The following is a 17,725-nucleotide window of genomic DNA, read 5'->3' as shown; positions in this document are numbered from 1 at the left end:
TGCGCTCGCACTCCGATCAGACTTGCTACCAGCACCAGGGGGTCCCGTGGGCTCTGTTATCAAGAAGCGCCGCAAGCGGATGGCCAAGAAGAAGCACCGCAAGCTGCTCAAGAAGACGCGCATCCAGCGGCGTAACAAGAAGTAACCAACGCAGCTGCGAGGCGCTGATGACCCACACCGTGCTCGTCACCGGGGTCTCGCGCCACATCGGCGCCCGGGTGGCGAGCGTTCTGGCTGCGGACCCGGACATCAGCCGTGTCATCGGAGTCGACACCGTGCCGCCCCTCTCGCTGACGCGGGACGGCGGCATCTCCCTCGGCCGGATCGAGTTCGTCCGGGTCGATCTGCGTAGCCCCGACATCGCCCAGGTGATCGCGGCCGCGGATATCGACACCGTTGTGCACATGAGCCTCGTCAGCGCTCCCTCGGGGAGCGGTGGCAGGGCCGCCATGAAAGAGCACAACGTGATCGGCACCATGCAGCTGCTCGGCGCCTGCCAGCGGTCGGCGACCGTCCGGCGTGTGGTGGTCCGCTCCACCACCGCCGTCTACGGCTCGTCGCCGCGAGATCCGGCGGTGTTCACCGAGGACCTGGAGCCGCACGACGGCCCCAGCCACGGCTATGCCAAGGACGCCGTCGAGATTGAGGGCTACGTGCGCGGCTTCGCGCGCCGCCGTCCCGACGTGACGGTGTCGCTGCTGCGCTTCGCCAACTTCATGGGTCCAGGCGTCGACTCGCCGCTGACGCGTTACTTCACCCAGCCGGTGCTGCCGACCGTGCTCGGCTTCGACCCGCGGCTGCAGTTCGTCCACGAGGACGACGCGGTCGAGGTGCTGCGCCGGATGGCGACCGAGGACCACCCCGGCACGTTCAACGTGGCCGGGGCAGGCGTGCTGCTGCTCTCGCAGTGCGCCAGGAGGGCGGGGCGGCCGTCGCTGCCGCTGCTCTCGCCCGCGTTCAAGATGCTCGGCAACGCCGCGCGCAGGATCGGGCTGGTCGAATACTCGCCCGAGCAGCTCAGGCTGATGAGCCACGGCCGCGCGGTCGACACCGGCAGGCTGGAGGCCGAGCTCGGCTGGAAGCCCAAGTTCACGACCGGGGCGGCCTTCGACGACTTCCTGCGCTCTCGTGGCCTGCATCCGTTCGGAGGTGTGCCCAGTTGAGCGTTCCCAGCGAAGAGGACGACGCGCGAGTGATCCCGATCAGCGCCGCGCCGTCGTTCACGGAGCCGGAGCCTGATTCCCTCGCCAGTTTCCTGGCCTTCCTGCGCAGGCGCGTCACCGGCGACTACGAGGTCGACGAGTTCGGCTACGACGCCGAGCTGACCGACAAGGTGTTCCTCGAGCTGGTCAGGCCCCTCTACACCCGCTGGTTCAGGGTGGAGACGGTCGAGCTGAAGAACGTCCCCGAGGAGGGCGGCGCACTGGTCGTCGCCAACCACTCCGGCACGCTGCCGGTCGACGCGCTGATGCTGCAGGTGGCCATACACGACGAGGCGCACCGGCCGCTGCGGCTGCTCGGCGCCGACCTGGTCTATCAGCTGCCGCTGCTCAGCCATCTGTCCCGCAAGACCGGCCACACGCTGGCCTGCCGGGAGGACGCCGACCGGCTGCTGCGCAAGGGCGAGCTGGTCGGGGTGTTCCCCGAGGGCTTCAAGGGCGTCGGCAAGCCGTTCTCCGAGCGCTACAAGCTGCAGCGGTTCGGCCGCGGCGGCTTCGTGGCCTCGGCCATCCGCGCCGGGGTGCCGATCCTGCCCACCGCGATCGTGGGCGCCGAGGAGATCTACCCGAAGATCGGCGATCTGAAGTTCCTGGCCAGGATGTTCGGGCTGCCCTATCTGCCGGTCACGCCGTTCTTCCCGCTGCTCGGGCCGCTCGGGCTGGTGCCGCTGCCGTCCAAGTGGATGATCCAGTTCGGTGAGCCGATCCGCACCGACGAATACGAGCCGACGGCGGCCGACGATCCGATGCTGGTGTTCAACATCACCGACCACGTGCGCGAGGTGATCCAGCAGATGCTCCACGAGCTGCGGCTGCGCAGGGGCCACGCGTTCCCGCCGTTCCTGTAGCGCAACCGGCCGGGCGTCCCCGGTGTTCTCCGAGCGACTCATCGTTGACACCGAAGGGACATATCCCATGGATCTTCAGCTTTCCGGGCGCGTCGCCGTCGTCACCGGCGCGTCCAAGGGCATCGGCCTGGCCGTCGCCCGCACCCTGGCCGAGGAGGGGGCGCACGTCGTGGCCGCCTCGCGCACCCCGGTCGACGCCAAGGTGACGCACGTCGCGGTCGACCTCATGGACCCGCAGGCGCCCGCCCAGGTCGTCGCCCGCGCCGTGGAGGAGTTCGGCGGGGTGGACATCCTGGTCAACAACGCCGGCGGGCCGCCGCCCGGGGTGACGCTGCCGCGGGTCGGGTTCATGACGCCCGGGGAGGCGGACTGGCAGGCGATGTTCGAGTTCAACCTGTTCTCGGCCGTACGCATGATCCGCGCCGCCGTACCGGTCATGGCCGAGCGGGGCGGCGGCGCGATCGTCAACATCTCCTCGGGCTCGGCCCGGCAGCCGGGAGCCATGAACGTCGACTACGGCGCGGCCAAGGCGGCGCTCAACCACGTGAGCAAGGCGGTGTCGGAGGAGTTCGGGGCGCAGGGCATCCGGGTCAACACGATCTCGCCCGGCCCGGTGCTCACCGACTGGTGGACCAAGGACGGCGGGGCCGCCGACGTCATCGCGGGCATGGCCGGGGCCTCCAAGGAGGAGGTCATCGCGCAGGTCGCACCCGGCATGATGAAGCTCGCCACCGGGCGGCTGGTCCGGCCGCAGGAGATCGCCGACGTGGTCGCGCTGCTCGTCTCGCCGCGCTCGGGCAGCACGACCGGCGCCGAGTTCGCCGTCGACGGGGGCTTCCTGAAGGAGCTGTGACCACCGTTTCGCCGTGAACCCATGGGGCGGGTTGTGGCAAGACATCGGTGACCGATTCCCCACAGAAGGGCGGAGATGATCCTGCAACCCGCCACCAGGGGAGCGGACTCGGAGCTCGTGAGCGCCTCGTGGACCGATCCTGAGGCGTTCGCCGAGCTCTTCGACCGCTACTCCGCCATGCTCTACCGGTACGTCTCCAAACGGCTCGGCCCCGAGCCCGCCGAGGACCTCGTCGGCGAGACGTTCCTGATCGCGTTCTCCCGGAGGGAGAGCTACGACCTGGCGTACCCGGACGCCAGGCCGTGGCTCTTCGGCATCCTCACCAAACTCATCTCCCGGCACCACCGCAAGGAGGCCGCCCGCTACCGGGCGCTCCTGCGGGCCCCTGTCGAGTCCGCCATCGAGTCGCCCGACGACCGGGTGGCCGCCGGTGTCACGGCCCAGGCCGTACGCGGCGAGCTGGCCGGCGCCCTCGCCGCCCTGCCGGCCAAGGACCGCGACGTGCTGTTACTGATCGCCTGGGGCGATCTCACGTACGAGGAGGTCGCACAGGCGCTCGGCATCCCCGTCGGAACCGTGCGCTCCCGCCTCAACAGGGGCAGGCGGAAGGTACGGGCCGCGCTCGGCGACACCAACCCCATGGAGGAGGAGTGACGATGGACGACCTGAGGCTGCTCCGCGACCTCGGCCGGGAGTTGGAGCACGAGCCGCCCGCCACGCTCGTCCGCCAGCGCGATCGCCTGCTGCGGGCCCGCCCGCGACACCGATGGGCCGGTTGGTGGACCGCCGGGCTCGTGGCCGTCGCCACGGCCGCCGCGGTCGCCGTGCCCACCGTCCTGATCGCCGACCGCCAGACCGCCGCGCCCCCCGCCGGGCCGCAGACCGTGGACGTGAGCGGCACCAGGAACGTGCTGGTGATCGGCTCGGACAGCCGCCAGGGGCAGAACGCCGAGTATGGCCCGCAGACGGCCAAGATGCCCGGTGGCGGCGGCTCGCGATCCGACACCATCATGATCGTCCATGTGCCGGCAGACCGGGGCAAGGCCACGGCCGTCAACGTGCCGCGCGACTCGATGGTGACGATCCCGAGCTGTTCGGGTCAGCCCGCGCGCAAGGACATGATCAATTCGGTGTACAACTCCGGTGGCGCGTCCTGTCTGCGGAAGACCCTGGAGAAGCTGACCGGGCTGACCCTCCACCACACGGTCGAGCTGGACTTCACCGGATTCAAGGGCATGGTGGACGCCCTCGGGGGCGTGGAGGTCACCGTGCCGAAAGCGGTGGACGATCCGAAGGCGAAGTTGAAGCTGCCGGCCGGCAAGAACACCCTGGACGGGGAGGAGGCGCTGGGCTGGGTCCGGCTGCGCTACTACGGCGACGGCTCGGACATCGGGCGGATCAAGCGCCAGCAGCAGCTCGTTCTCGCCATGCTGAAGAAGGCCAGGACGTCGCTCTCCGACCCGGGACGGCTCAAGACATTCCTGGGTGAGGTTCGCAAGTCGGTCAAGACGGATCTGGGCCTGGAGCCGATGTACGAGCTGGCCACCCAGCTGTCGAAGACCAAGGTGAACCTGGTGACGGTGCCGTCGGAGCCGTACGTGGAGGACCAGCACCGCCTCCAGTGGAAGCAGCCGGAGGCGAGCAGGCTGTTCGACTTGCTGAAGGGCTAGCGCCCCCGGTAGTGGCGGCGGAGCGCGATGCCCGCCGCCACGCCGCCCGCCACCGCGCCCGCGCCGGCGGCGATGGGCAGGGCCATCAGCGTGGCCTTGCGGCCCGTCCTGAAGTCCTTGATGGGCCAGTCGTGCTTCTTGGCGTGCTCGCGCAGCTCGCTGTCCGGGTTGATGGCGACCGCCTGTCCGACCAGGGACAGCATGGGCAGGTCGTTGGCCGAGTCGCTGTAGGCCGTGCAGCGGGTCAGGTCGAGGCCCTCGCGGCGGGCCAGCGCGCGGACCGCCTCGGCCTTGGCCGGGCCGTGGAGCAGGTCGCCGACCAGGCGGCCCGTGTAGACGCCGTTGCTGGTCTCCGCGACCGTCCCCAGCGCGCCCGTGAGGCCGAGCCGCTGCGCGATGACCCTGGCCAGCTCCACCGGCGTGGCGGTGACCAGCCAGACCCGCTGGCCGGCGTCCAGGTGGGCCTGGGCGAGGGCACGCGTGCCGCCCCAGATGCGGTCGGCCATGACCTCGTCGTAGATCTCCTCGCCGAGGCGTACGACGTCGTCGACCTTGGCCCCGGCCACGAAGGCCAGCGCGGTCTCCCGGGCCACCGCGATGTGCTCGGGGTTCTCGTTGCCGCGCAGCCGGAACACCGCCTGCCCCACGGCGAACTTGAACAGGTCGGACGTGGTGAACATGCCGCGAGTGGCCAGCCCTCGGGCGAAGTGGTAGATCGAGGCGCCGCGCATCATGGTGTTGTCGACGTCGAAGAAGGCCGCCGCCTGAAGGTCCGGCTCGACCGGGGCAACGGTGACCGCCGCCTCCGCCGCGGCCTCGCCGGCGGCCTCGGGCTCCACCTCGTGTCGTCGAAATAGCCGCCACATGGGGTTCAGCTTACTTACCTGCCAGGCCGGCATCCCGCAAGCTCGCCCCTCCCGCGCGGCTCTCACCGATCATCCACTGCGTCGTGCCGCCCTCACGTCAAGGTGGGAGTCACTGAGGGGCGGCCAGACCGGCGATGTAGCTCAGATAGCTCTCCGCCTTGGCCTGCTGCTCCTGGTCGAGCCGCGGGACTATCGGCTGGACGACCTTCTTCTGGTCCCGCGCGAACTTCTTGATCTTAGGAGAGCGCGGCTCGGCCCGTTCCAGCCTGCGGATGCCGGACCGGGTCGACGCCTCCATCTCCGTCAGCGTCTTGCTGACCAGCGGCCCGTCGTCGGACGAGCCGAGCAGGGAGGCGACCTCCTTGGCGCGCGTCTTGGCGGAGTTGAGCTCGCGCTCGCCGCGGGCGGCGTCGTCGGCGCTGAGGCGCACGAGCGTGCTCTCCGCGGCCCGTTTGAGCGGGTAGAGCGAGTCTCCGGGCACCGACTGGTACGTGGCGAACGCCGCCACCATCATGGCCCCCGCCAGCCCGAACGTGGCCAGATGGGACAGCAGCGGCCGCCTCCGCGCCGGGCGGCGGCGGGCGTGCCGGGGCGCGGCCGGGGAGGCGGGCTCCTCGGCGGCCTCGGCGAGGGCGCCCGAGAGCAGCTCGGCACGCAGCCGGGCGCGGAAGGCCGGCTCCGGCGCGCCGCCGATGGGCAGGCGTCGCAGCTCGGTGAGGTGCTCGAGCACGCGTTCCCGCCGCCTGCGCGCGCTACCCATGACAGCTCCCGTCTGGCCTTGACACCTGCCTAACGAGGAGTGGATGGGAGAGGTTACGCCAGGTCCTGCTTGAGCGCCCTGGCGAGCGCGCGTACGGCGCGGAACTGCAGCGCTTTGATCGCTCCACTCTTCTTCCCCATGATCAGCGCGGTTTCCGCGAGCGAGAGGCCGTGCAGGAAGCGCAGGACCACGCACTCCTGCTGCTCAGGATTGAGATCTCGGACGGCACGCAGCACCCGGTCGTTGATGATGGCCGTGACCACGGCGTTCTCGGGGATGTGCGAGCCGTCGAGCGGAACGTCGATGATCTCCCCCGTGGGGATCTCCAGCCGGTACCGCCCCGACTTGAAGTGATCGGTCACCAGGTTCCTGGCGATGGTCACGAGCCAAGCGCCGAAATCCCGGCCCTGCCAGGTGAAGTCGGCGATCCTGCGCAGCGCCCGAAGAAAAGTCTCGCTGGTCAGGTCCTCGGCGAGCTGGTGGGAGCCGACCCTGAAGTAGATGTAGCGGTAGACCAGATCCACATATCGGTCGTAGAGCGTGCCAAAGGACTCCGTGCTTCCGTTCTTGGCGTGCAGCACGAGCGTGCGTACGTCGTCGAGCACGTCTTCGCGTGCTTCCTCACGTACTTCTTCGCGCACGGCGAGCTCGCCCGTCCGGGCAGGTCCAGCGACCGCTGGAGCAAGCAGCCCGGCGAACGGCGACGAGTCAGGCATCCGGTATCCCTAGGGGTAAGGGGTGCGGCGTGCTCGAACACTCTAGAAATCAACCGGAAATTCCACAATCCACAGCGTGCTGGCATGACTAGGCGTAATCGGCGGATACGGTGAGGTTCGACCTGTTCCCTCTTCGGCTACCGGCTGGGAGGCATCGTCCGGCAGCATTGGAGTCACCATGGAGATCCTCGTTGCTGTCTTTGGTTTCGCCGGTGCGCTCCTCGCCGCCTTCGCGGCCGGCGCCCTGATCCGCCGGTTGCGCGACGAGCCCGAGGGCTGGCTGATCGCCTGGACCGTCGCGGCCGTGGCGTTGTGCCTGTCACTCGGTGTGATCGGCATCGGCTACCTCACGGGGTTCGGATCGGTCACGTTCCGGCTCTACCAAGTGACGGGGTCGATGCTGGCGCCGCTCTGGCTGGCCGTCGGCATGATCCAACTGCTGGCCGAGCGGGTGCCGCCGCGGTTCCTGGCCTGGCTCATGGGCATCGCGCTGACGATCGTCGCCGGCGTGATCATGATCTTCGATCCGCTCAAGTCGAGCGACATGGGCAAGGTGCTGCCCGCGGCCTCGACGTTCTGGGGCATCTTCCCCACCTACCTGCTGATCGGCGTGCACGCCGTATCGGTGCTGGTCATGCTGGCCATGCTGGTGGTCGCGGGGCTCAAGTGGCGCAGCGGCGACGAATACGACACCGACAACCTGCACGCGTCACTGGTCATCGTCCCGTCGGGGATCGCGCTGGTGGGCGCGATGAGGTTCGCGGTGCCGCCGCTGTTCACCACGGCGCTGCTGGCGGTGGCGGGGGCGGCGATCTGGTACACCGTGCTGCGGCCGCTGGCGCCGTACGAGGACGACGAGGAAGACCTCTCCGGTCCCCAGGAGCAGGTGCCCCAACGCGCGCAGCACAGGGAGGAGCGGCCGATGCCGCCCGACGAGCGTGCCCCACGCGGGCGCAGGGCCATGCCCGAGCCCGCGCCCGCCGCGGACCTGCCGCCCACCCCGCCGCGCAGGCCGGCCGGTCTGGGCGACCTGGTGGCCGAATACCGGGCCGGGGAGAGGGAGGTCGACTACGCCGCCCGCATGGCGCCGCCGGCCCCCGACGCGGGCCCGTCGACCGGCTACATCATGAACGGCGTCCCGCCCCAGCAGGGCATGCCCCAGCAGCAGGGCGTCCCGCCCCAGCAGCAGGGCGTGCCGCCGCGGCAGCAGGGGATGCCCTCCCAGCGCGCCGACTACGCGATGCCGCCCGGCCCGCCGCCGTCCGGGCCGGCCACGGGGATGCTCTTCTCCGGCGCTGAGCTGTTCTCGCCCAGCCAGCCCCAGCCCCAAGCCCAGCCGCAGTCCGGCTCCGGCAAGCCCTCGCCGAACATCTACGGCCTCCTCACCGTCTTCACGATCATGGACGGCGCGGGCGAGGCGTTCGACCGGCTGGCCGAGGCGACGGTCGAGGCCGTGCGCCGCGGCGAGCCCGACACCCTGGTCTACGCCTGCCACGCGGTCAAGTCGGCCCCTCTGCAGCGCATCGTCTACGAGCTCTACCGCGACGAGGTGGCCTACCGCGACCACCAGCGCCAGCCGCACGTCGAGAGGTTCGTCAACGAGCGGCAGTCCATGGTGCTGGCCACCAACGTCATCGAGCTCAACGTCAACGCCGCGAAGGTGGTGCCGCTGCCGTCCGCTATGTTCTGAGCGCCTCCCGCAGGCGGCCCTCGTCGACCCGCCAGAAGTCGTGCTGCACGCCGTCGATCAACGTCACCGGGATCATCTCCCAGTACTTCTCCCTGAGCTCCTCGGAGCTCTCGATGCTGACCTCCTCCCACGGCACGCCGAGCTCGTCGGCCACCCTGGCGACGACCTCACGCGCGTCGTCACACAAGTGACAGCCGGGCTTGCCGATCAGCGTGATGCGATGCATGGCACCACGCTACCCGGGTGACTTTGTGCACCGGTTCACAAAGGGATTAACCTGAAAGACGGTTCGATTCCCGTTCACGCGGTCCCCAAGCCGCCCGTCCCCTGGAGCTCCGGCACGTGAAGAGCCCGTCCCAGCCCCGTGACCGCGGTATTCCCGAGGCGACGGTCGCCAGGCTGCCGTTGTACCTCCGGGCGCTGCACGGGATGGCCGAGCGGGGCATCGCCACCGTCAGCTCCGAGGACCTGGCCGTGGCCGCCGGCGTCAACTCCGCCAAACTCCGCAAGGATTTGTCACATCTCGGTTCGTACGGCACGCGCGGCGTAGGCTATGACGTGGAATACCTCGTCTACCAGATCTCCCGCGAGCTCGGGCTGACGCAGGACTGGGCGGTAGCTATCGTCGGGGTCGGCAACCTCGGCCGCGCGCTGGCCAACTACGGCGGTTTCGTCTCCAGAGGCTTCCGGGTGGCGGCGCTCGTCGACGCCGACCCCGAAGTCGTGGGTGACACCATCGCGGGGTTGAATGTTGAGCACATCGATGAACTGGAAGCCGTCATCAAACGGCGTGGAGTCTCCATCGTGGTGCTGGCGACACCGGCGGAGGCGGCGCAGGAGGTCTGCGAACGCGTGATATCCGTAGGCGTCACCAGCATCCTGAACTTCGCCCCAGTTGTGCTTTCCGTGCCGGACGGCGTCGATGTCCGTAAAGTCGACCTATCAATCGAACTGCAGATTCTCGCGTTCCACGAGCAACGCAAGGCTGGGGGGCCACTCATGGCGGTGGACAGTCAATGAGTGTTCTGGCTATCGGACTCAGCCACCGGACCTCTCCGGTGGCTCTGCTCGAGCGCGTCTCCGTGACGGGTGACGCCCTCGTCAAACTCCTGCACGACGTGCAGCAGGACCCCTGCGTCGCGGAGGCCATGGTGGTCTCGACCTGCAACCGGGTCGAGGTCTACGTCACAGTCGACCGTTTCCACGCCGCCGTCACGGCGATCGGCCACCTCCTGAGCCGGCACTCCGGCGTCCCGGTCGAGGAGCTGACGCCGCACCTCTACGTGCACTACGAGGAGCAGGCGGTCGAGCACCTGTTCTCCGTGGTGTGCGGGCTCGACTCCATGGTCGTCGGCGAGGGCCAGATCCTCGGGCAGGTCCGCCGGGCGCTCAAACTGGCGCAGCGCCACGGCACCGTCGGAGCCACCCTCAACGACCTGGTCCAGCAGGCGCTGCGGGTCGGCAAGCGGGCCCACACCGACACCGGCATCGACCAGGCCGGCGCCTCGCTGGTCACGGCGGGCCTCGCGCTGGCGGGCGAGCTGGCAGGCAAGCGGGCCCTGGTGGTCGGCGCCGGCTCCATGAGCTCGCTGGCCGCCGTCACGCTGGCGCGCGCGGGCGTCACCGACATCGTCGTGGCCAACCGCACGTACGAGCGCGGCGCCCGGCTGGCCGCGAACGTCGGCGGCCGGGCGGTCGAGTTCTCCGCCGTGCAGCGCGAGCTGGCCGATGCCGACATCGTGATCACCTGCACGGGCGCGGGCCGCCACGTCATCACGCCGGCCATGCTGAGCCGCCCGGTCTTCCTGCTCGACCTCGCGCTGCCGCACGACATCGACCCGGCCGTGCGCCAGGTGCCCGGCGTCACGCTGGTCGACCTCGAGACGATCCAGGAGTCCGGCATCGGCTCGCGGGAGGGCGACGCGGTCCCGTCCGTACGCGCCCTCGTCGTGGAGGAGCTGCGGGCCTACCTCGACGCCGAGCGGGCCGCCAAGGTCACGCCGACCGTGGTCGCGCTGCGCAGCAAGGCCGCGAGCGTGGTCGAGTCCGAGCTCGGCCGCCTCCTCATGCGGGTGCCCGACCTCGACGAGCGGGCCAAGGACGAGGTCACCATGACCATTCAGCGGATCGTCGACAAGCTGCTCCACGAGCCGACCGTGCGTGTCAAGCAGCTCGCCACCTCCCCCGGAGGCGATCATTATGCGGAGGCGCTGCGTGAGCTGTTCAACCTGGATCCGAAGGTGCCCGAGGCCGTGAGAGAGGTGGAGCTGTGAGGCTGGGGACCCGCCGGAGCCTGCTGGCCACCACGCAGTCGCAGATGGTGGCCGACGCCTACACCGAGCGCACCGGGCGTGCGATCGAGCTCGTGGGCGTCACGACCTTCGGCGACGTCACCAAGGCCCACCTCGCCCAGCTCGGCGGCACGGGCGTGTTCGTCACCGCGCTGCGCGACAAGCTGCTCGAGGACGAGATCGACTTCGCCGTCCACTCGCTGAAGGACCTGCCGACCACGCAGGACCCGCGCTTCACGCTGGCCGCGATCCCGGCCCGCCACGACCACCGGGACGCGCTGGTGAGCCCGCACAAGTTCGCCGACCTCCCGTCCGGCGCCCGGGTCGGCACCGGCTCCCCGCGCCGGATCGCCATGCTGAGCGCGCTGCGCCCCGACCTGGAGTACGTCCCGATCCGCGGCAACGCCGACACCCGCATCGGCAAGGTAACATCAGGCGAGCTCGACGCGGTCGTGCTGGCCTCGGCCGGCCTGACCAGGATCGGCCGCAGCGCGGACATCGCCCAGATCTTCGAGATCGAGGAGTTGCTGCCCGCTCCCGGCCAGGGCGCGCTGGCCGTCGAGTGCCGCTCTGACCGGCCCGATCTGATCGAGTTCCTGAGCGTGCTCGACGACCCGTGCACCCGCTCCGCGGTGACCGCGGAGCGCGCCGTGCTCAACGCCCTCGAGGCCGGCTGCTCGGCACCAGTGGGTGCGTTCGCGGTCGATGACGGGCACACTCTGAACTTGACCGCCGTGGTCGTCGCCATCGACGGCCGCGAGGCGGTCCGCAAGTCCACCGCCGGCTCTCCTTCGGAGGCTGTTAACCTGGGCCGCCGCCTGGCGGCCGAGATGATCGCCGAAGGCGCCGACAGATTGATGGGGGAGCATTCCCATTGAGCTCCGATAGTCCAACCTCCGGTTTCGTCGCGTTCGTGGGGGCGGGTCCCGGTGACCCCAACCTGCTGACGCTCCGCGCCGCCGAGCTGCTCGGCAAGGCCGACGCCGTCGTGCTCGGCGAGGAAGCGCACCGCCCGCTGCTGCGTCACTGCCGCGAAGGCGTCCAGGTCGTCGAGGGCGACGACGTCAAGGCCGGGGTCGTCAAGCGCGCCAAAGGCGGGCAGGTCGTGGTGCGCCTGTGCGCGGGCGATCCCATGCTCTTCTCCTCGATCACCGAGGAGGTCGCGGCCTGCGCCGCGGCGGAGGTGGACTTCGAGATCGTGCCCGGCGTGCCGCCCGCGACCGCCGTGCTGACCTACGCGGGCATCCCGCCGGCGACGGCCGTGCCCGAGTTCCGGATCGTCGACGCCGCTCATGAGCAGGACTGGGACCACCACGCCGCCTGCCGCGGCACGCTGGTGATCTACAACGGCCTCGGCGACGCCGTGGCCATCGGCAAGGCCCTCATCGCCGGCGGCAAGCCCGACACCACTCCCGTCGCGGTCAGCAGCGGCGGCACCACCACCGAGCAGTACACCGTCGTGTCCTCGCTCGGCCGGCTCCAGGCCGACCTCAAGCACGCCGGCTTCACCGAGCCCGCGCTGATCGTGGTCGGCGAGGCCGTGGGGCTGCGGGACAAACTGTCGTGGTTCGAGACCAAGCCGCTGTTCGGGTGGCGGGTGCTGGTGCCGCGCACCAAGGAGCAGTCGCGCAGCCTGTCCGAGCAGCTCGTCGCGTACGGCGCGGTGCCGGAGGAGGTGCCGACGATCTCGGTGGAGCCGCCCCGCACGCCGCAGCAGATGGACCGGGCGATCAAGGGCCTGGTCACGGGCCGCTACGAGTGGGTGGCCTTCACCAGCGCGAACGCGGTCAAGGCCGTACGCGAGAAGTTCGAGGAATACGGCCTCGACGCCCGCGCCTTCGCCGGCCTCAAGGTGGCGGCCGTGGGCGACGCGACCGCGCGGGCCCTGGTCGAGTTCGGGGTCAAGCCCGACCTGCTGCCGTCGGGCGAGCAGTCGTCCGAGGGGCTGGTGGCCGAGTGGCCGCCGTACGACTCGATGCTCGACCCGATCAACCGGGTGCTGCTGCCGCGGGCCGACATCTCGACCGACACGCTGGTGGCCGGGCTCACCGAGCTGGGCTGGGAGTGCGACGACGTCACCGCGTACCGCACCGTGCGGGCCGCGCCGCCGCCCGCGCCCATCCGCGAGGCGATCAAGGGCGGCGGCTTCGACGCCGTGCTCTTCACGTCCTCGTCCACCGTGCGCAACCTGGTGGGCATCGCGGGCAAGCCGCACAACGTCACCGTGATCGCGGTCATCGGGCCGCAGACGGCCAAGACCGCCGAGGAGTTCGGGCTCCGGGTCGACGTCATGGCTGACAAACCATCCGCATCCGCCTTGGCCGCCGCGCTGGCCGAGTTCGGTGCCAAGCAGCGCCAGGCGGCCCTGGCCGCGGGCGACACCCCGCGCCGGCCCTCACAGAACCGCCGTGGCGCGAGGAGAAGGAGACCTTGATGAGCGCGCGATTCCCCGTGGCCAGGCCTCGGCGGCTGCGCCGCACCCCCGCGCTGCGGCGCATGGTGGCCGGCACCCGGCTGCACGCCGCCGACCTGATCCTGCCCCTGTTCGTCAAGGAGGGCATCGCCGAGCCGCAGCCCGTCGCCTCCATGCCGGGCGTGGTGCAGCACACCCGCGACTCGCTGCGCAAGGCCGCGCACGAGGCCGCCGAGGCGGGCGTGGGCGGGCTGATCCTGTTCGGCATCCCGGCCGTGAAGGACGCCCGCGGCTCGGCCGCCGACGACCCCGACGGCGTCCTGCAGATCGCGCTGCGGGATGTGAACGCCGAGGTCGGCGACTCCATCGTGGTGATGGCCGACACGTGCCTCGACGAGTTCACCGACCACGGGCACTGCGGGATCCTCACCCCGTCCGGTGACGTGGACAACGACGCGACGCTGGAGCGGTACGCCTCGATCGCGGTGGCGCAGGCTGCCGCGGGCTCCCAGATGGTGGCGCCGAGCGGGATGATGGACGGCCAGGTCGGGGCGATCCGGGCGGCGCTCGACGGGGCCGGTTACGGAAATATCCCGATTCTTGCCTATACCGCCAAGTACGCATCCGCCTTCTTCGGGCCGTTCCGCGACGCCGCCGAGTGCGCGCCGCAGTTCGGCGACCGCAGCACCCACCAGCAGGACCCGGCCGGGCCGCTGGAGGAGGCGCTGCGCGAGCTCCGGCTCGACCTCGCCGAGGGCGCCGACGCCGTCATGGTCAAGCCCGCGCTGGCCTACCTCGACATCATCGCCCAGTTCCGGGCCGAGGTGGACGTGCCGGTGGCCGCCTACCAGGTAAGCGGCGAATACGCGATGATCGAGGCCGCCGCGGCCAACGGCTGGGTGGACCGCGAGCGGACGATCATGGAATCGCTGGTCGCGATCAAGCGGGCCGGGGCCGACCTGATCTTGACGTACTGGGCGACGGAAGTGGCGCGACGCATCTGATCGGCGAGCTTCCGCTCGCGTACCTCGATGGATGTCCGCGCGTCGCTGCGGATCCATCGAGGTCAAACCAAGGGGTTTTCCGTCAACTCGTGGGACGTGTGCGTTAGAGTGCGATAACAAGTGCTGGTGTGTCCCGCGTGTGCGATCGCCCGCCCGGAGCCGGGACCTCCTCAGGCGCGTGCGAGGGACTTGACGGGAGACACCAATGGTGGGGGTACCACTGGCTCGGCGTACCAAAAAACGGCCGCGGCCGACGCGAATCGCCTCTGTGCTCGAATACGCCGCTATGGGATGGCCTGTCGTGCCCGGCGCCTATCCGCTGCGGAACGGTCCGCGTGCGTGCTCCTGTGACCGCCTCGGATGTCCCGACCCCGGTGCCCATCCGCTGTCCCCCGCCTGGCATCTGCAGGCCACGACGGATCCCGCTCAGCTCACCCGCTGGTGGCATGCCGAGCCCGAGGCCAGTGTGATTCTGCCCACCGGACGCGTGTTCGACGTCTTCGACGTACCCCTCGCCACCGGCCTGTCGGCCCTCACCCGGATCGACGCCGCCGGAGCACACCCGGGCCCGGTCGCCGCGAAAGGCGACCGGGTCTTGTTTTACGTGGCCACGCGGGGCAACCCGGAGGACGAGGACGAGTGGTGGTCGTGTCACCTGGACTGTGATCCGGCGACCATCGAGGACACGCCGGGGTTGCGCTGGCACTGTCGTGACAGCTACGTCCTCGCGCCGCCCTCGACGCTGCCCAGCGGCCAGCCCGTCTCCTGGCTCCGGCTCCCGGACGGGCGTCCCCTTCCCGACCCACTGCGCATCCTGGAGTGGCTCGCCGACTGACGGGCCTGGGGCGTACCGGCGGCTTGGAGCCTGGTTGGCCGCCGTCGATGTGCGCCGGTCTCCGCCGTCCCACGTCCCGCCGTCGCGGCGCTCAGGGGCTCGAGACCGTGCCGCGCTTCGCGACACGGCGCAGTGGTGCCGCGTTCGGCCGCCCCAGTGCGCGCCGACCGTGCTGCCACTGCCTCGGCGCTCCCGGCCCGGGCTTCCTGCGACGGTGCCTCAGCCTCCGTCCGGCCCCGGCCCGCACGCTGCCGGCTGTGCTTTACCGGCCCCCCTGCTTGAGGGGATCGTGGGCGCTCGGTCGGTGAGCCGGCGTCCTGGCGCGGGGCGGGTCCGGTCTTCGCCGGACGTCCCCACGCCGGGGGCGGGTGGGGGCGGGGATAATGTGGGGCGGGTGAGCCGTACGCAGAACTCCGAGGACCTGTTCGCCCGCGCCCGCCAGATCGTGCCCGGAGGGGTCAACTCCCCGGTGCGCGCGTTCGGGGCGGTCGGCGGCACGCCGCGCTTCATGGCCTCAGGCCAGGGGCCCTACATCACCGACGTGGACGGCAACCGGTACGTCGACCTCGTCTGCTCCTGGGGGCCGATGATCCTCGGGCACCGGCACCCCGCGGTCGTCGAGGCCGTCTCCGGGGCGGTGGCCGACGGCTTCTCGTACGGCACCGCCACCCAGGGCGAGGTCGAGCTGGCCGAGGAGATCGTGGCCAGGGTGGCGCCGGTCGAGAAGGTGCGGCTGGTCAGCTCCGGCACCGAGGCGACCATGAGCGCGGTGCGGCTGGCGCGGGGCTTCACCGGGCGGTCGAAGGTGATCAAGTTCGCCGGCTGCTACCACGGGCACGTCGACGCGTTGCTGGCCTCGGCGGGGTCCGGGGTGGCGACGTTCGGGCTGCCCGACACGCCGGGCGTGACCGGGGCGTCGGCGGCGGACACGATCGTGTTGCCGTACAACTCGATCGAGGCCGTCGAGGAGGCCTTCGCCGCCGCGGACGTCGCGTGCGTGATCACCGAGGCGTGCCCGGCCAACATGGGCGTCGTCCCGCCGCGCGACGGCTTCAACGCGCGCCTGCGCGAGCTCTGCACGGCCAACGGCGCGTTGCTCATCGTCGACGAGGTGCTGACGGGGTTCCGGGTCTCGGCCGCCGGTTGGTACGGCCTGGACCCGGTGGAGGCCGACCTGATGACGTTCGGGAAGGTCATGGGCGGCGGGCTGCCGGCGGCGGCGTTCGGCGGGCGGGCCGACGTCATGGCCAATCTCGCCCCCGAGGGGCCTGTCTACCAGGCGGGCACGCTGTCGGGCAATCCGCTGGCGTGCGCGGCCGGGCTGGCCACGCTGCGGGCGCTCGACGACGCGGCCTACGCGCGCGTGGACGCCGCGGCGCTCGCCGTGGGGGATGCGGCCTCCGAGGCGCTGGCCGCGGCCGGGGTGCCGCATCGGCTGCAGCGTGCGGGGAGCCTGTTCTCGATCTTCTTCACCGAGGCCGAGGTGACGAATTTCGCCGAGGCCAAGACACAGAACACCGCCGCCTTCACCGCGTTCTTCCACGCGATGCTGGACCAGGGCGTCTATCTGCCGCCGTCGGCGTACGAGGCGTGGTTCCTGTCGGCCGCGCACGACGACGAGGCGATCAACCGCGTGGCCGAAGCGCTTCCGGCTGCGGCGAAGGCTGCCGCCGCCGTTCTGTAGCGCGGGGCCGCGTGCCGGCGTACAACACGCCGCACACGATGAGGGCCGCCGCCACCAGCTTGAGCCAGGTGAGCGGCTCGCCCGTGACCAGGGCGGCCGACGACATGCCGAAGACGGGCACGAGCAGCGTGTACGGCGCCACGACCGAGGCGTCGTAGCGGCGCAGCAGCCACCCCCAGACGCCGAATCCGCCGAGCGTGGACACGAACGCCACGTACACGAGCGACAGCCAGCCCTCGGCAGGCGCGCTCAGCGTGGGCACCCCCTCCAGCCACAGCGACAGCAGCAGGAGCGGGGGCGCGGACAGGGCGCTGACCCAGACCATGAACCGGAGCGAGTCCGGAGGGGCGGCGCGGCGCTGGACCACGTTGCCGAGGCCCCAGGCGGCCGCCGCGGCGACGCAGAGGGCGAAGGCGCCGATCGGGCCGGACACGCCGAAGTCGTACGCGACCAGGGCCAGCCCGCCGAACGCGACGGTCAGCCCGAGGACGCGGCGTGCGGTGAGCCGCTCCCGGAGCAGCGTCACCGCGAACAGCACGGTGAACAACGCCTGCATCTGCAGGACGAGTGAGGTGAGCCCGGCCGGCATGCCCGCCCGCATTCCCACGAGCAGCAGGCCGAACTGCCCCACTCCGATGGTGGCCGCCACCCCGGCGACCCAGCGCCACGGGACTCCTGGCCGCCCCACGATCAGCAGGGCGGGGAACGCGGCCATGGCGAACCTGATCCCCGCGTAGAGCAGCGGCGGGAAGTGCCGCAGCCCTACCTGCATGACCACGAAGTTGAAGCCCCAGACGGCCGCGAGGCCGACGGCGAGGGCGAGGTGGCGGGGGCGCACTCAGCGGGTGGGCTTCTGGTAGCGGATGCGCTGCTCG

The 17,725-nt window shown here is 70.8% G+C and carries 19 protein-coding genes; 14 read left to right on the top strand and 5 right to left on the bottom strand.

Going from position 1 to position 17,725, the window contains the following annotated elements; genetic code table 11:
- Window positions 1-46: 46 nt before the first annotated feature.
- The 6 genes from ID574_RS10430 to ID574_RS10405 all read left to right on the top strand — a co-directional run bounded on the left by ID574_RS10430 (window position 47) and on the right by ID574_RS10405 (window position 4,591).
- The gene (locus ID574_RS10430) at window positions 47-145 is read left to right on the top strand and encodes a 30S ribosomal protein bS22 (protein ID WP_018654693.1); all 99 of its coding nucleotides are present in this window, start codon (window positions 47-49) and stop codon (window positions 143-145) included.
- Between the two features lie 22 nt (window positions 146-167).
- Entirely contained in the window at window positions 168-1,163 is a 996-nt protein-coding gene (locus ID574_RS10425) for an NAD-dependent epimerase/dehydratase family protein (RefSeq protein ID WP_188188614.1), read from the top strand.
- The gene (locus tag ID574_RS10420; RefSeq protein ID WP_442939270.1) at window positions 1,160-2,068 is read left to right on the top strand and encodes a lysophospholipid acyltransferase family protein; all 909 of its coding nucleotides are present in this window, start codon (window positions 1,160-1,162) and stop codon (window positions 2,066-2,068) included. Before ID574_RS10425 ends, ID574_RS10420 begins: the two co-directional genes overlap by 4 nt.
- Before the next feature lie 67 nt (window positions 2,069-2,135).
- A complete protein-coding gene (locus ID574_RS10415; protein WP_188188613.1) occupies window positions 2,136-2,921 on the top strand; it encodes an SDR family NAD(P)-dependent oxidoreductase in 786 nt (261 codons plus the stop codon).
- Window positions 2,922-2,996: 75 nt separating this feature from the next.
- A complete protein-coding gene (locus tag ID574_RS10410) occupies window positions 2,997-3,575 on the top strand; it encodes an RNA polymerase sigma factor (RefSeq protein WP_188188612.1) in 579 nt (192 codons plus the stop codon).
- 2 nt (window positions 3,576-3,577) lie between these two features.
- Window positions 3,578-4,591 (top strand): LCP family protein, encoded by a 1,014-nt coding sequence (locus ID574_RS10405; protein ID WP_188188611.1) that lies wholly within the window; start codon window positions 3,578-3,580, stop codon window positions 4,589-4,591.
- Here ID574_RS10405 and ID574_RS10400 read toward each other — a convergent pair.
- The 3 genes from ID574_RS10400 to ID574_RS10390 all read right to left on the bottom strand — a co-directional run bounded on the left by ID574_RS10400 (window position 4,588) and on the right by ID574_RS10390 (window position 6,933).
- Window positions 4,588-5,457, bottom strand: coding sequence for an HAD family hydrolase (locus tag ID574_RS10400; protein WP_188188610.1), 870 nt, complete (start codon window positions 5,455-5,457; stop codon window positions 4,588-4,590). The genes ID574_RS10405 and ID574_RS10400 overlap by 4 nt on opposite strands.
- Before the next feature lie 109 nt (window positions 5,458-5,566).
- Window positions 5,567-6,217: a DUF5667 domain-containing protein gene (locus ID574_RS10395; protein ID WP_188188609.1), complete on the bottom strand. Its 651-nt coding sequence runs from the start codon at window positions 6,215-6,217 to the stop codon at window positions 5,567-5,569.
- A gap of 53 nt (window positions 6,218-6,270) precedes the next feature.
- Entirely contained in the window at window positions 6,271-6,933 is a 663-nt protein-coding gene (locus ID574_RS10390) for a sigma-70 family RNA polymerase sigma factor (RefSeq protein ID WP_188188608.1), read from the bottom strand.
- A 178-nt stretch (window positions 6,934-7,111) separates the two neighbouring features.
- On the opposite strand from ID574_RS10390, the gene ID574_RS10385 reads away from it, so the two are divergent.
- Entirely contained in the window at window positions 7,112-8,623 is a 1,512-nt protein-coding gene (locus ID574_RS10385; protein ID WP_188188607.1) for a putative quinol monooxygenase, read from the top strand.
- Here the strand turns inward: ID574_RS10385 and ID574_RS10380 are convergent.
- Entirely contained in the window at window positions 8,613-8,849 is a 237-nt protein-coding gene (locus ID574_RS10380; protein ID WP_188188606.1) for a glutaredoxin family protein, read from the bottom strand. The two genes, ID574_RS10385 and ID574_RS10380, sit on opposite strands and share 11 nt — an antisense overlap.
- A 116-nt stretch (window positions 8,850-8,965) precedes the next feature.
- Here ID574_RS10380 and ID574_RS10375 point away from each other — a divergent pair, with 116 nt between their 5' ends.
- The 7 genes from ID574_RS10375 (at window position 8,966) to hemL (ending at window position 16,850) form a co-directional block, all read left to right on the top strand.
- Window positions 8,966-9,643 carry a redox-sensing transcriptional repressor Rex gene (locus tag ID574_RS10375; protein WP_188188605.1) on the top strand — a complete coding sequence of 226 codons (678 nt, stop codon included), beginning with the start codon at window positions 8,966-8,968 and terminating at the stop codon, window positions 9,641-9,643.
- On the top strand, window positions 9,640-10,896 hold the full coding sequence (locus ID574_RS10370) for a glutamyl-tRNA reductase (RefSeq protein WP_188188604.1): 1,257 nt from the start codon (window positions 9,640-9,642) through the stop codon (window positions 10,894-10,896). The genes ID574_RS10375 and ID574_RS10370 overlap by 4 nt, the downstream gene beginning before the upstream one ends.
- Before the next feature lie 44 nt (window positions 10,897-10,940).
- The gene (gene hemC / locus ID574_RS10365) at window positions 10,941-11,792 is read left to right on the top strand and encodes a hydroxymethylbilane synthase (protein ID WP_262495989.1); all 852 of its coding nucleotides are present in this window, start codon (window positions 10,941-10,943) and stop codon (window positions 11,790-11,792) included.
- Entirely contained in the window at window positions 11,789-13,348 is a 1,560-nt protein-coding gene (locus ID574_RS10360; RefSeq protein ID WP_223166558.1) for a bifunctional uroporphyrinogen-III C-methyltransferase/uroporphyrinogen-III synthase, read from the top strand. The genes hemC and ID574_RS10360 overlap by 4 nt, the downstream gene beginning before the upstream one ends.
- Entirely contained in the window at window positions 13,348-14,331 is a 984-nt protein-coding gene (gene hemB / locus ID574_RS10355; protein WP_188188602.1) for a porphobilinogen synthase, read from the top strand. The genes ID574_RS10360 and hemB overlap by 1 nt, the downstream gene beginning before the upstream one ends.
- Before the next feature lie 205 nt (window positions 14,332-14,536).
- On the top strand, window positions 14,537-15,166 hold the full coding sequence (locus tag ID574_RS10350; protein WP_188188601.1) for a bifunctional DNA primase/polymerase: 630 nt from the start codon (window positions 14,537-14,539) through the stop codon (window positions 15,164-15,166).
- Between the two features lie 394 nt (window positions 15,167-15,560).
- On the top strand, window positions 15,561-16,850 hold the full coding sequence (gene hemL, locus ID574_RS10345; RefSeq protein WP_188188600.1) for a glutamate-1-semialdehyde 2,1-aminomutase: 1,290 nt from the start codon (window positions 15,561-15,563) through the stop codon (window positions 16,848-16,850).
- Here the strand turns inward: hemL and ID574_RS10340 are convergent.
- Complete coding sequence (locus ID574_RS10340) at window positions 16,792-17,688, bottom strand: EamA family transporter (protein WP_188188599.1); 897 nt, start codon at window positions 17,686-17,688, stop codon at window positions 16,792-16,794. The two genes, hemL and ID574_RS10340, sit on opposite strands and share 59 nt — an antisense overlap.
- Window positions 17,689-17,725: the final 37 nt, after the last annotated feature.

It is taken from the genome of Nonomuraea sp. SYSU D8015, from assembly GCF_008065375.1.
Taxonomy (GTDB): Bacteria; Actinomycetota; Actinomycetes; order Streptosporangiales; family Streptosporangiaceae; genus Nonomuraea.
Note: the sequence above shows the minus strand (reverse complement) of the source record. Positions and strands in the feature narration are given on the sequence as shown.

Bases quoted from the DNA above. Each gene is read 5' to 3' on its own strand.
- ID574_RS10425 (WP_188188614.1), top strand. From the start codon at position 168: ATGACCCACACCGTGCTCGTCACCGGGGTCTCGCGCCACATCGGCGCC.
- ID574_RS10415 (WP_188188613.1), top strand. From the start codon at position 2,136: ATGGATCTTCAGCTTTCCGGGCGCGTCGCCGTCGTCACCGGCGCGTCC.
- ID574_RS10410 (WP_188188612.1), top strand. From the start codon at position 2,997: ATGATCCTGCAACCCGCCACCAGGGGAGCGGACTCGGAGCTCGTGAGC.
- ID574_RS10405 (WP_188188611.1), top strand. From the start codon at position 3,578: ATGGACGACCTGAGGCTGCTCCGCGACCTCGGCCGGGAGTTGGAGCAC.
- ID574_RS10400 (WP_188188610.1), bottom strand. From the start codon at position 5,457: ATGTGGCGGCTATTTCGACGACACGAGGTGGAGCCCGAGGCCGCCGGC.
- ID574_RS10395 (WP_188188609.1), bottom strand. From the start codon at position 6,217: ATGGGTAGCGCGCGCAGGCGGCGGGAACGCGTGCTCGAGCACCTCACC.
- ID574_RS10390 (WP_188188608.1), bottom strand. From the start codon at position 6,933: ATGCCTGACTCGTCGCCGTTCGCCGGGCTGCTTGCTCCAGCGGTCGCT.
- ID574_RS10385 (WP_188188607.1), top strand. From the start codon at position 7,112: ATGGAGATCCTCGTTGCTGTCTTTGGTTTCGCCGGTGCGCTCCTCGCC.
- ID574_RS10380 (WP_188188606.1), bottom strand. From the start codon at position 8,849: ATGCATCGCATCACGCTGATCGGCAAGCCCGGCTGTCACTTGTGTGAC.
- ID574_RS10370 (WP_188188604.1), top strand. From the start codon at position 9,640: ATGAGTGTTCTGGCTATCGGACTCAGCCACCGGACCTCTCCGGTGGCT.
- hemC (WP_262495989.1), top strand. From the start codon at position 10,941: ATGGTGGCCGACGCCTACACCGAGCGCACCGGGCGTGCGATCGAGCTC.
- hemB (WP_188188602.1), top strand. From the start codon at position 13,348: ATGAGCGCGCGATTCCCCGTGGCCAGGCCTCGGCGGCTGCGCCGCACC.
- ID574_RS10350 (WP_188188601.1), top strand. From the start codon at position 14,537: ATGGTGGGGGTACCACTGGCTCGGCGTACCAAAAAACGGCCGCGGCCG.